The sequence below is a fragment of the Pseudoalteromonas sp. '520P1 No. 423' genome, assembly GCF_001269985.1.
In the GTDB taxonomy this organism is placed as follows: domain Bacteria; phylum Pseudomonadota; class Gammaproteobacteria; order Enterobacterales; family Alteromonadaceae; genus Pseudoalteromonas.
Window position 1 is genome coordinate 2,451,730 of the sequence record NZ_BBZB01000001.1, and the last position, 12,816, is coordinate 2,464,545.

A 12,816-nucleotide genomic window follows, 5' to 3' on the forward strand; every position below is an offset into this window, starting at 1 on the left:
GTTCGGCCTGTTTTACTATTTTGTGAGCTTTTTAAATAGTAGTGGTAAAGGAGCATGGTTAACTAAATTTCTCCCATTAATAAAAACGACAAATAACTCTACCTTGTGTTGTATTTTTAGCATTTATGAGGGGTAATGTGCTGTATATATGTATCCATTTTAAGTACAATATACATAATTGAATATTATAAGGATATATCAGGGGTGACATTTTTTTTAATTCCTATTTCGTTGATTATTATTGTTTATTATGTATATGTTTCAGGTAAGCCTGAAGTGGGTGTGTCAAATATAACACCGTCTTTATGTGTGACGGTTGGTATTTTTTTTACTTTTTTAGGTATTGCGCTTTCACTCAATTCTTTAGATTCAACTGCGACCAGTCAACACGCTTTTGATGCATTATTAATGGGTTTAAAAAGTGCTTTTTGGTCAAGTGTATTTGGTCTAGCTGGTTCTATATTATGCAAGAAACGCCTTGCTAAGCGGCTACCTGATCCTTATGATGAATATGCTAAACAGACTAATAATATAGTTGTAGCTGTTCGTGAAAATAGTAACAGCGTGGTGAGTGCGGTAAATAATAATAGTAAAACAGTTGCAAGGCTGTTGTCAGAGCAATTACTAAAAGACTCTAAAAATATTAGTGAACAATTTAATGAAAAAACGGATCAGGTGCTAAATCAGTTTGCTAATAGTATTAGTACATTAATAAAACAGTCTAAATCGTTATTGAAAGATGCAAATGAATCTGTCAATAAAAACCAAACATTATTGACGTCAATGGTTACTACATCACAAGGTCTCAATAATAGTAATATTGATGCGATGCGAGACATTTCAAATCTTTTACATAAATGTGTTAAGCATGTTAATTCAATATTAGAAAATTCAAATAGCTCGATAGTTGACCTTAAATCACACAGTGAATCTTTGAATAAAAGCTTAGCTAGTACTTCAAATTCAATTGTAAATGACTTTGCAAGCACTCAGCAACTTTATCAATCTTTGATTAATGATATTAAACAGGTTCAACCTTCAATGAAATCGTTGTCAAAATTAGTAAGTGACTTGCAAGTTATTCAACAAACTTTAGAGAAAGACCATAAAAGCAATATTGTGGCAGCTGTTGTTGACTTCAAAGTACAATATCAAAATGTCAGTAAAGCGTTTGATGAATTGAATCAATCGCAAATTAAACAAGCGCATACTTTTTTTGAAAAGTTAGATTTATCGGTTGAGCAAGGTTTGCAGGAAGTTGCAACAGTTTATACATCTGGGTTGGCAAGTATCTTAGAAGATAAACAAAAAGAGCTGTTGTTAGCTAAAAAGCATACATCTGAAGCTAAATTAGATGAAGTGAGCTAACAATGTTGTTCAATATACAAGATGATGAAGAATCTGGACTAGCAATTTCTGATTTAATGACTGCACTCATGGCGCTATTTTTACTGGGTACTTTATTAGCACTTGAAAAGCGTGATTTTATTAGTCAGCACATAGGTAACTCACAAGTTAATACACCTCATAAGTACTCTAAAGTTGAAAATGTATTGTTTTCGCATTTATATGATTTAGCCAAACAAGATTCTAGTCTGCAATGGGATGAAGAACGTAATATATTAACAACGTGGTTTAAGTTTGAAAGCGCTAAGGCCACGCTATCAATTGAAGCAAAAAACACATTAAACAGTATTTGTCCAAAATTAATTGAGATGGTTAGGCGTGAAAAAAACAAAATTTATAATATTGTGATTCGTGGTCATACCGATACTAGTTGGAGTGGTAAAGGCAACGCATTTGTTGGCAATATGCGGGTTTCATATGAGCGTGCGATGAATACAATGGATCATTGTTTACAATCGTTAGGTAAGAATGAAACAGCTGTAGCTACTAAGTTTGTTGCTCAGGGATTTTCTTTCTCACAGGCCAATAATGAAATTACTCAGGGAAAAGGGGATTTACAGCGACGTGTCGAGATATTATTTAACTATAAACACAATTCGGATTAATTATTTTGGTCACATTTACAGGGTTTCGTGCTTCGTGGTTGTTTCAACTTTATAATATTGAAAGAGATTTTGAGCATAAAATATTACACAAACATATAAGTCCCAATGGCTTTGCAATAAAAGGTACTCCCGTGTTTGCGTACCAAAAAGTGTTAGATAAAGCAGTTTATGATGAAATAACACACAACAATGCGATAGCGAAAACACACAAAGTGCATTTAACATATTGTAAAAAAATTCAAGAGTCACCTGGTAAATATCATGTTACGAGCCGTGCAGACGGTTTTTTTAACGTAAATATTAGGTCAAGCAATAAGGTTATTGGTAGTGATGATATATTACTACCCATGGGTGCCTGCCAATATTGTATAAGGGAATTATTTCCTGATTTTTTACCGCCAGTAGGACAAGACGCAATAAAAAGCACTGAATTGGCAAATAGTTTTAATTTTTCAGATTTTGTTGTTGAAGGAAGATTGTTAAGCAACATTGCATTTAATGAATATGGAGCATTGAATCGTTTTGTGGGTGAAAGAGATTGGTATCAATTTAGTAGAGATCTGAGAGCTAAAAACAATTGGACTTGTGAAGAGTGTGGTATTAACCTTTTTAAATACAGACAGTTTTTGCATGTTCATCATATTAATCATAGCCATTACTGGAATACTCCGGCAAATTGTCGGGTATTGTGTATTAGCTGCCATGCGGAACAACCAAACCATGCACATATGAAAGATCAAAAATGCTATAACCAGTTTATAGCGCAATTTAAAAATAAATAACCTTACTAACATTAGTTATTTTAAATAGTTACAAGGTGGGAAGAGCAACCATCTATTTAATCACAGAATATAATATTGCTATAAATATCATCAAGGAATGAAAATGGCTAAATTTTTAAATACCAGTGCCACTAATTATTATTTAGAAGAATTAATTAAAAATGCTTCTGATCGTCTAATCCTTATTAGCCCTTTCTTAAAATTAAACGACCGTATTAAAGAATTACTTGAAGACAAAGATCGTCTTAAAATTGATGTACGTATTGTTTATGGTAAAAGCGAACTTCAACCTGAAGAAATCAATTGGTTAAAAGAATTAAGTTTTGTTCGTACAAGTTTTTGCAAAAACCTACACGCTAAATGTTACATGAATGAATCTAGTTGTATTATAAGCAGTTTGAATCTGTATGAATTCAGCCAAGTTAATAATAATGAAATGGGCGTATTCATGACTCGTGATGACGACCCTCAAATGTACCGTGACGCTTATGAAGAAGCTCAACGAATTATACGAATCAGTGATGAAGTACGAATTTCAATGGAGAAAGTTGAAACAACAGTAGTTGAAGAAAAAGTTGAGCAGAAATCGACTGAAGGTAGTCAAAAATTAAGTTCATCTAAAATCGCTAAAAAACTTGGTTTAAAAACAGCCGACTTTATTGATAAGTTAACTAAAGATGGTGTATTAGACTTATCTGATAATAAGCATACGTTAACAAGTAAAGGCGAAAACATTGGTGGTGAGGCAAAGTATAGTAAACGCTTTGGCGCATACTTTATATGGCCTGATGATATGACTGTTTAAGTTATTAGTGATTGAATCAATATGAAATGGATTTTTTTAGTATTTTTTTTTAGTAACTATGCTTTTGCAGTTGAGCAACAAACAGAAACAACTCCACAATATGCATGGGCAAGTGAAGCGTTGACTGTATTTCCAACTCAATCAAGCTCTAGAGTAAAAGGCTGCCCTAAATCTGCATTTTTAGGTTTATGTGAACTAGGTACAGTAAAAGGGGTTGCTAAAGGTAAATATACAAGTTCAGTTGATAATAAAAAATATGCTGAAGATCCTTTAAGTTTTTTTGAAACAAGATTCAAATTTAGAAAATAAGGAATTATGGAACTTGTTATAAATAACAAAACACCAATGCAGCACAATAGCCAAATGAATGTTGTTCTAGCATTATTCAATGAGGGGTATTTAAAGTGAAAAATCATTATAAATTTGCCTTACTTGTAATTATTCTAATAATCCAGATTGATAGCTACATTTAAATATTGGTAAAACTCAAACTGTGTAAATAAGAGGCTGACTGAGTTGACGACTGTTCCATAACCAAAAAACTACCAACAACTGCTTCTGCGTGCTGAACCATGAAAAGCTAAAGCTTCTCCTACAGGTTAGATGTTCAATGTAATATCGCATTTGGTTGTTGTAGGTTGCCTTTAGGCTGACTCAGTTGATGTCTGTACCACAACAAAAGAAAAGCTACTGCCACTGCGTTATCAAAGGTAAACGCTCTTGGTTCTTTTGAAATATGTCATGATAAAGGTTTAGTAGTAGTTAAAAAAGTTGAGTATGAACTATAGTCAGATTAATTACTTATATTTTGTGAAGGCGTATGATTGTAGAGTTAACATTTTTAATATTGATTTGTATCATAGGCTATTTATCTCAATCGTTCGGTTTGTGTTTAGTTCGTGGGGTTAATGAGGCTAAAGCAGGTAAACCTCTATTTTTAAATCCATTTTGTTGAGTGGTTGTACTGCTTGGGTGGCGGGCGTATTTTCATATATTTTTAATATTCAAATTGCTTTAGTTAATTATCAAGTAACTGTTTTATCGATGATTGGTGGTTTTTTATTTGGTTTAGGTGCTGCTTTTAATAATAGATGTGGGGTATCTACAATAAGTAAATTATCTCGCGGTCATTTAACTATGTTAATTACAGTTTTGGGCTGGTTTATAGGTTGGTTACTTTTAACCAAATTTAGATTTGAACCGCCTTTAATTGGCTTTATTATTAAACCAATATATCACTTTACTGTCTTATTTCTATTAAGCCTAATTGTCGTTGGCTTTACTTTAAGAATAAGCTCTGAAAATAAAAAAATATTTTTTACTATGCTTGGCATTGGTTTATTAGGCAGCTTGGTTTTTTTGATTGAGCCGAAATGGACGCCAAGCTCATTATTAAAAGATATGAGCTATAGCTATTGGTTAAATGATTATTCTCTTTGGCCAAATATGTCGCGTTATATTTTAATCTGTTTTTTAATATTAGGTATGTTATTAGCTGCATTAAGGGCTAAAACATTCAAATTAATAATAGATAAATGGCAAGTGTGCTTTAAACATTTACTGGCAGGCATTTGCATGGGAATAGGTGCTGCGCTAGCTAATGGCTTAAATGATAGCCAGTTATTATTAGCGCTACCTGGTGTATCTATTGGGGGTTTTGTTACTGTATTTATGTGCTGAAGATAATGTGTCAGGTAAGTTTTATGAATATACTAGGGCTTGGGTTGAAGATAAATCACTGGACCTAGCAAGTATATTTTGTATTGATGTGTGTGCTTATTCAGTAATGAGTAACTACAAGCATATTATTTATCAACTGAATATGTTGCAAATTTTCTCATCATGTAACGTTCTTAGATTTAATCGATATAAACAGTGTCAAAGTTTAAATTACTTAAATTGTAAAAACTCAGTTATTCATAAGAATTTAAGAGTTCTAAAATTGATATTCAAAAAATATATGCCGCTCACCTTAAGTGAACGGCATTAGGTAGCTATGGAGTTTAAACAATAATATCGCTGTATTTATTGAACTGTAAAATCATGATATCCGATTTCTATCACTTCATTGTCCCACATTACTAATTCAATATAGGCTTCAGTATCATCAGTTCTAGGGTTTTTAAAACTGTAAGTTCCGAAAATTCGATCAGTTTCCTCACCAGCTAATAAATAGCCATCAATAAGTCCTAAATCTGTATATGAGTAATTAGCCGAGCCACTTTGAATAGCACCATTGAGTACTTTTCCCATAGAATCATTTAAAACATCTCCATTGCTCTGATTCGCTCTTATGTGCATTTTTACAGCTCTAACTCGTATATCTTGTTCTGATATATTTTTTAATTTAAAGCGAGCTAAAAAATTTGGTCGTTTTGAAGTAGAAGTTTCTGAAGCGGTTACATTTTTAACTACTTCAAAGTTTTCTACAGTCATCCCTATCATGTATTTTTGGAAGCTATTGTGGGAATACTCAGCCCCACCATTAGGGTTTTGTTCGTTAGGTATGTAGCAATTTTGTTCTGATACTTCAACATTATTTGCTAATACGTTTTCAACATAAGCTACATGACCATATGTTCCAGTTTTTTTTATGGCAATTGAGTCAACTCTAGGGTTATTAGAGTAAATATAACCTGATTTCTTATTTATTGCTTTGAACCTATTTTCTGCCCATGTATTTGCATTGTTTATCATGGGGAGTCGATGACCATTCCAGTTTCGATTTGCTTGCTCCCACGCGAACCAAACGCAGTTACCATCTACACTATCAATTTTACTCCCATTTCCTGTATATTTTCTACCATTCCAAGTTCCTGAATTATCGCAACATAAATTAGGATTTCCACCTGAAGCTGTTGTGATTTGATCTCCACATTGATTATCTGCTAGCAGTGGCATAGAAGCAGCCATTGAACACAGTAAAGAACTATAAGTTAACACTTTAAACATTTTCATTATAAACTTCGCTTAATTAATAAAAGATACCGAGTATTGTTATGGGCACAAAGATAATTCATTTCATATAAAGCACTATAGAAAAAATTAATATTAAACCCATGTTAAATTGTTTTTATGTTCAATCATCTATTTAGTTTTGAGAGAGGTCGACTAACTTATATTGCCAGTCATTCAGTGAAAGGTTATTTTGACTTACCATACGTGACCAAGCAACTTCACCGATAGGTTTTGTCCAACCACTACCATTATTGGCTGAAGCTAATTTAACATCTGTAACTTTGCCAGTTTCATCAGATTTTACATCGATTATAATGGCAGAATGACCTCTATTATTTTTATAAAAACCCATTCCTGGTCTGGCGAGTTGTTTGTCTTGTTCCTCAAGTATATAACCGACAGATTTATTGCCACCAGAATCTGTCACTACTGACACCACCCATTCTAAGCATTGTTTTCTGATATTTAAGATATCTAATGTCGCCTGTTCAGTTGTTGGAACGGTTGTAGAGCTATCAGTAAAGACATCTATTATTTTATTAATTAATAAAGTGACAGTTTGATATGAATAACCACTGCCTGTTAAAGCTGTTCTCATATTTTCTTTTGTGGTTACAGAAGCGCTTTTACCTGAGTTTACAAATATACTCATGGCACTTCTCATTCTGCTGCCGTCTCCCCCAAATACATCAGTATAATAAACATCACTGGCACTATTTAAAGTTGAACTGCCGGAAGATTGACCTATCGCTCGTGTGGCACGCGAAGTAATATTTTCTCTTAAAATGGTATCGGCTTTTCTAAAGTGGGTATCGGAACTCCAGCCTGCAATACTGTTATCACGTAATACTAAGGTTAATTTATAGTTTTGAGATCTATCAGTCGTATTATGAATGCCGATATACCAACGCTCATTATCTTGTGTTGTTACGGATACGGCATCCGCATTGGTAGCTAAATTATTTGAACTACTATCATAGACACCATCACTTGGTTTGATCCCTTTTCGTAAATATAAATTGAGATCTCCACTTAAATGACTAATATCAATGCTTAAAGATTTTCGACCTTTTGGAACTTTAATATAATAATATTTCCAGCTATTGGCAGACAGAGTTTTATTCATTTGGCCAACATAAGGTGCACTTAGCGTTGATATACTATTGAGTTGTGCCACCTGTGTATCTATTGTCAGTTGAGTTGATTTTTGGTCATTAATTTCAGCCAATAAGCTAAGTTCATTATTGGCCAGAGCCAAGGATGAAATGACTGAAAGTGAAAGTAGGGTTAAATTTTTTGTTAATTTAGATTTTATCATTATATTTCCTTTATATTTAAATGGGGATTAATTTGGTACTTTACTGACATACGCCAAAGGCCTAAAAACAGTGAAATTAATTTTTGTTTTATATTTAAGGTTGATTTCACCCAGACTTTTATCAAAGTGATCTTCTGAATTTGCACTTACTCGTATCGCACTGTATCCACTTCGCCAAAGCTGCAGCTTGGTAACGATATAAACATGATCCATATGGCCATCGATTGTTTTTGCATATTGCGGCTGTTCATAATCGGCAAATATAATGTCTCCCACCTTAATTTTTTCATGATCCATGTAAGTAGTTTGGGAATCTTCAGTGACATATTTAAATTTAGGACCAGCCTCTAGGTATACAGGACCTGGATCATACTCAGCGCTATATTTAGCATAAAGATATAAGCTGTGGGCTTCTTTCCAGGCATTACCGGTTTGCCATTTTGTTTGATAAAACCAAGAATAAATATCATCTTTATCGGCTGAATATTGTTCTTTTAGGGCATAAAGTTCAGATCTGGTGGTTCTCTCAGTAAACCCAGCAAGGATCACTTGGCTAGCAAAATGAGTACAGTTATGATCGTATCTTGCAAAAGTACCATCATTTAAATTTTCGACATCATAATTAATTGCGGAATAAATCATAGCTGTTGTCCCGTGATATTTGCATACAGATGAACCATCTGATTGATAATATAAACTGGGACATTGCAGTAATGGGCTTGCCTTAATTTGATTCGCAATGATAAAAAATATAGATAGATAAAGGTATTTCATTGATTTCAATTTTATCTCTCACTGAGTGACCGGATTAATTTGTCATTAAGTATCTTTTTCAAGAGTGGTTATTACATTGTGATTTTGTTACTAAAAACATGAAGTCACTCCGAAAAAGTCCAAATCAGAGGATTTTGATGTAAAATCCATGTTTATTTTTTTTGTTTTATTGATTTTTCAGGGAGTGAGGTTGTTGATGGAGAAAAATACACATATGTGGAAAGCATTTGAGCGTGCTCAAGAAAAGTTAAAAGTTCCTAAAAAAAATATCATTATGAATGTAATTGGTACTAAAGGTGATTCCTCTTTTTACGATGTGCTTAACGTAAAACATAAAAATTTACCGACAAAAAAAATTCCATTGTTTGCTGAAGGATTTCAGGAGTCTTATGAACACATAAAAACCTATATGGAATTAGATCTTGCACATAAAAATGACAAAATTAAAACTCATAAGTTAACAAAGCAACGTTTAAAGTTTGCCTCATATTCTTTTATTCTAATCTGCTTAATTGGAATTATTGTGAGTATGCGTTTTTGGGGTAATTTAACAGATATCAATCAGATAAATATTTTAGATAGTGAAAGAGAAAAACCAAAGCAACCATTGCTGAAGGGGGATAATTCGACTTTTATTATGGATGTGACTATTCCAGATGGTATGTTGGTAAGTCCTAATTTTGAATATCATAAAATATGGAAAATTAAAAATACAGGCAGTGTTCCTTGGGTTAATCGATATTTAAAACGCATTACGCCAGGCTCTACTAATGGATGTCAATCACAAGACAAAATTAAAATAGCCGAAACACTCCCAGGTAATATGGTTAATATTTCTGCGACATTTATAACTCCTAAAATTCCCGGTTCTTGTCGTTTGGATTGGAAAATGATTGATGAGAACGGTCATTATTTTTTCCCTAAGATGGATAGTCTATTTCTTGAGGTGCATGTAGTTCAGTTAAACTAATCACGGAATTTTCCTAATATGCCGATTGATATACCAGATCCACATGTGTTTTTAGACTTTAAAGCAGGTGATAGGTTACATTCACAGGATTTATTTATAACTAATTTAATTACAGGGTAAAGTTCACAAAAAGTTATTAACATGATCGATGTGATTATCTGGCATTCAGGTGATTCAAAAAAATTCATAAGGTAAAATTAATCTATGTCAGCTGATGAAACTGTCTTTTGAGTTTTAAATTTATGGCAATGATTACCTTTCAATAGATGTGCTAGATAATTAAATCTAATTTGATCGTGCCTCCTGCAGGTGCAGTTTTGCAGGTTGGCCTTTAGGCTGACTAGGTTGATAAATTTTTGATAACAAAAGAAAGGCTAAAGCCTCACCTACAAGTTGAGTGTTTAATGTAATTCAACATTTGATTGTTGTAGGTTGGCCTTTAGACTGACTAGGGTGATAAATTTTTGATAACAAAAGAAAGGCTAAAGCCTCTCCTACAAGTTCAGTGTTTAATGTAATTCAACATTTGATTTTTGTAGGTTGGCCTTTAGGCTGACTACATTGATAAATTTTTCATAACAAAAAGAAAGGCTAAAGCCTCACCTACAAGTTGAGTGTTTAATGTAATTCAACATTTGATTGTTTTAGGTTGGCCTTTAGGCTGACTAGATTGATAAATTTTTCATAACAAAAAGAAAGGCTAAAGCCTCTCCTACAAGTTGAGTGTTTAATGTAATTCAACATTTGATTGTTTTAGGTTGGCCTTTAGGCTGACTAGATTGATAAATTTTTCATAACAAAAAGAAAGGCTAAAGCCTCTCCTACAAGTTGAGTGTTTAATGTAATTCAACATTTGATTGTTGTATGTTGGCCTTTAGGCAGACTAGATTGATAAATTTTTGATAACAAAAGAAAGGCTAAAGCCTCACCTACAAGTTGAGTGTTTAATGTAATTCAACATTTGATTGTTGTAGGTTGGCCTTTAGACTGACTAGGGTGATAAATTTTTGATAACAAAAGAAAGGCTAAAGCCTCACCTACAAGTTGGGTGTTTAATGTAATTCAACATTTGATTGTTGTAGGTTGGCCTTTAGGCAGACTAGATTGATAAATTTTTCATAACAAAAGAAATACTAAAGCCTCACCTACAAGTTGAGTGTTTAATGTAATTCAACATTTGATTGTTGTAGGTTGACCTTTAGGCAGACTAGGTTGATAAATTTTTGATAACAAAAGAAAGGCTAAAGCCTCACCTACAAGTTGAGTGTTTAATGTAATTCAACATTTGATTGTTGTAGGTTGGCCTTTAGGCTGACTATGTTGATAAATTTTTGATAACAAAAGAAAGGCTAAAGCCTCTCCTACAAGTTGATTGTTTAATGTAATTCAACATTTGATTGTTGTAGGTTGGCCTTTAGGCAGACTAGATTGATAAATTTTTCAAAACAAAAGAAAGGCTAAAGCCTCACCTACAAGTTGAGTGTTTAATGTAATTCAACATTTGATTGTTGTAGGTTGGCCTTTAGGCAGACTAGATTGATAAATTTTTCATAACAAAAGAAAGGCTAAAGCCTCTCCTACAAGTTGAGTGTTTAATTGTAATTCAACATTTGATTGTTGTAGGTTGGCCTTTAGGCTGACTAGGTTGATAAATTTTTGATAACAAAAGAAAGGCTAAAGCCTCACCTACAAGTTGAGTGTTTAATTGTAATTCAACATTTGATTGTTGTATGTTGGCCTTTAGGCTGACTAAGTTTTTGCTGTGCTTATTGTTTTATATGGTTTTGGTGACACATTTAAAATTCGAAAATTTAATGAGAATTCTAAATGTATGATCGTAAAAAATTATTAGTCAATACTATTTATTTATCGCTAATTAAAAGTAATAATTAATGCAGTCAATTATTAACTAACAAATATTATGTCAGATAATCAATTTCTAAAAAGTGTGAAGATGGCTTCGTCTGACGCAAAAGATAAAGATCCTTTATTTAAATTGTGGCAAAAAATTGAAAAACATCAAAAGCGCAATGCTAACTTAAAAACTAAAATTAAAAAATTGTACGAACAGTTTTCCCTTGAGGTTACGCCAGTTGAACAAAAGCAATCATTAGCAATCGCAGAGCAGATCCGTGTTTTAACGCCTTTTGTTAGCCGTAAAACCCTTTCAGGTTATGAAAGAGAAGAGTTGATCAATTGGCTACATCAAGACCTTGATTATTTAAGCCAAAATCCTTTTTCTGCTGATATTGATATTAGGTTGTTAGAGATTAATTTAGATAAAGAAATAGGGGTAATCAATAACCACAAAATTAATAAGTTAACAGCTGAAGACCTTGATGATTTACGCCAAACGATATCCTTTAATGTGTCTCCTGATTTAGAGTTGTCTGATGACGACTTACGCGCAATTGCAGCCGACCCAGAAAAACTAATGGATTTTTTAGAAAAGCTAGATACGCAATCAGAAAATGATAATGATGAGTTTTTTGATGATAATGATGAGCTTTTTGATGATGAAGATGAATTTGAATCGTCTTTTTTTAATGATTTTTATAACCAACAGCAAGAGTATTTTACGCAAGAAAACGAAAAAAATAATCAGCATCAAGCCACACTAGAACGATTATTTAAAGGTAGCCAATTAAGTAAAATGTATAAACGGCTAGCAGCTAAACTTCACCCAGACAAAGAACAAGATCCTGATAAAAAACAGTTTAAGCATCAATTAATGCAGCAATTGTCACAAGCTCGTAAAGATAAAGACGGGTTTACTATTGTGCAGATATATTTACAGAATTTTGATGACGATGTTGTTTTTGACAGTGTTACTTTAGACAATTTATTGCCTTTATTACGTGCTAAAGTGGCTGAACTTAATGAAGAGTATACTGATATTAAAGAGCAAGAAGATATACAAACCGTTGTATGGCATAAGTTTAATGGCCGAAGTAAGGCAATAATAGCTAAAAATATTCAGCAACATATACAGGTGCTAGAAGATGAATGCACACAAATAAGCGCTGATATAGCAAGTTATCGAACAGTTAAAGATATTAAACATACACTAAGATTACGTAGGCAGAAATATGAGATGGAAATGTTTGAAAGCATGGCGTTTGATTCAACACCGTTTTAAGTGTGCTTGAGCCTGTAAATAATTTTCCGATAACTGTTTCTATATTACTCTAGTATCG

At 32.9% G+C, this 12,816-nt stretch carries 11 protein-coding genes; 8 read left to right on the plus strand and 3 right to left on the minus strand.

Going from position 1 to position 12,816, the window contains the following annotated elements; genetic code table 11:
* Positions 1-204: 204 nt before the first annotated feature.
* The 6 genes from PSA_RS11185 (at position 205) to PSA_RS11210 (ending at position 5,279) form a co-directional block, all read left to right on the plus strand.
* Positions 205-1,368: a hypothetical protein gene (locus PSA_RS11185; RefSeq protein WP_042152491.1), complete on the plus strand. Its 1,164-nt coding sequence runs from the start codon at positions 205-207 to the stop codon at positions 1,366-1,368.
* 2 nt (positions 1,369-1,370) lie between these two features.
* Positions 1,371-2,012: an OmpA family protein gene (locus PSA_RS11190; protein ID WP_042152489.1), complete on the plus strand. Its 642-nt coding sequence runs from the start codon at positions 1,371-1,373 to the stop codon at positions 2,010-2,012.
* 131 nt (positions 2,013-2,143) lie between these two features.
* Positions 2,144-2,794 (plus strand): HNH endonuclease, encoded by a 651-nt coding sequence (locus PSA_RS11195; protein ID WP_127924244.1) that lies wholly within the window; start codon positions 2,144-2,146, stop codon positions 2,792-2,794.
* 103 nt (positions 2,795-2,897) lie between these two features.
* Positions 2,898-3,599 (plus strand): phospholipase D family protein, encoded by a 702-nt coding sequence (locus PSA_RS11200; protein ID WP_042152482.1) that lies wholly within the window; start codon positions 2,898-2,900, stop codon positions 3,597-3,599.
* 21 nt (positions 3,600-3,620) lie between these two features.
* Positions 3,621-3,908 (plus strand): hypothetical protein, encoded by a 288-nt coding sequence (locus PSA_RS11205; RefSeq protein ID WP_052380253.1) that lies wholly within the window; start codon positions 3,621-3,623, stop codon positions 3,906-3,908.
* A 663-nt stretch (positions 3,909-4,571) separates the two neighbouring features.
* Entirely contained in the window at positions 4,572-5,279 is a 708-nt protein-coding gene (locus PSA_RS11210; protein WP_231665246.1) for a YeeE/YedE thiosulfate transporter family protein, read from the plus strand.
* 345 nt (positions 5,280-5,624) lie between these two features.
* Here PSA_RS11210 and PSA_RS11215 read toward each other — a convergent pair whose 3' ends face one another.
* The 3 genes from PSA_RS11215 to PSA_RS11225 form a co-directional block, all read right to left on the minus strand.
* The gene (locus PSA_RS11215; RefSeq protein WP_052380252.1) at positions 5,625-6,557 is read right to left on the minus strand and encodes a CHAP domain-containing protein; all 933 of its coding nucleotides are present in this window, start codon (positions 6,555-6,557) and stop codon (positions 5,625-5,627) included.
* Between the two features lie 133 nt (positions 6,558-6,690).
* Positions 6,691-7,875: a PPC domain-containing protein gene (locus PSA_RS11220; protein WP_042152479.1), complete on the minus strand. Its 1,185-nt coding sequence runs from the start codon at positions 7,873-7,875 to the stop codon at positions 6,691-6,693.
* A gap of 27 nt (positions 7,876-7,902) precedes the next feature.
* Positions 7,903-8,649 (minus strand): amidase domain-containing protein, encoded by a 747-nt coding sequence (locus PSA_RS11225; RefSeq protein ID WP_042152476.1) that lies wholly within the window; start codon positions 8,647-8,649, stop codon positions 7,903-7,905.
* Between the two features lie 196 nt (positions 8,650-8,845).
* Here PSA_RS11225 and PSA_RS11230 point away from each other — a divergent pair, with 196 nt between their 5' ends.
* Positions 8,846-9,619, plus strand: coding sequence for an NBR1-Ig-like domain-containing protein (locus PSA_RS11230; protein WP_059364902.1), 774 nt, complete (start codon positions 8,846-8,848; stop codon positions 9,617-9,619).
* 1,954 nt (positions 9,620-11,573) lie between these two features.
* Entirely contained in the window at positions 11,574-12,758 is a 1,185-nt protein-coding gene (locus PSA_RS11235; protein ID WP_042152458.1) for a hypothetical protein, read from the plus strand.
* Positions 12,759-12,816 lie beyond the last annotated feature (58 nt).

Bases quoted from the DNA above. Each gene is read 5' to 3' on its own strand.
- PSA_RS11230 (WP_059364902.1), top strand. From the start codon at position 8,846: ATGGAGAAAAATACACATATGTGGAAAGCATTTGAGCGTGCTCAAGAA.
- PSA_RS11235 (WP_042152458.1), top strand. From the start codon at position 11,574: ATGGCTTCGTCTGACGCAAAAGATAAAGATCCTTTATTTAAATTGTGG.
- PSA_RS11220 (WP_042152479.1), bottom strand. From the start codon at position 7,875: ATGATAAAATCTAAATTAACAAAAAATTTAACCCTACTTTCACTTTCA.
- PSA_RS11215 (WP_052380252.1), bottom strand. From the start codon at position 6,557: ATGAAAATGTTTAAAGTGTTAACTTATAGTTCTTTACTGTGTTCAATG.
- PSA_RS11225 (WP_042152476.1), bottom strand. From the start codon at position 8,649: ATGAAATACCTTTATCTATCTATATTTTTTATCATTGCGAATCAAATT.
- PSA_RS11200 (WP_042152482.1), top strand. From the start codon at position 2,898: ATGGCTAAATTTTTAAATACCAGTGCCACTAATTATTATTTAGAAGAA.
- PSA_RS11190 (WP_042152489.1), top strand. From the start codon at position 1,371: ATGTTGTTCAATATACAAGATGATGAAGAATCTGGACTAGCAATTTCT.
- PSA_RS11205 (WP_052380253.1), top strand. From the start codon at position 3,621: ATGAAATGGATTTTTTTAGTATTTTTTTTTAGTAACTATGCTTTTGCA.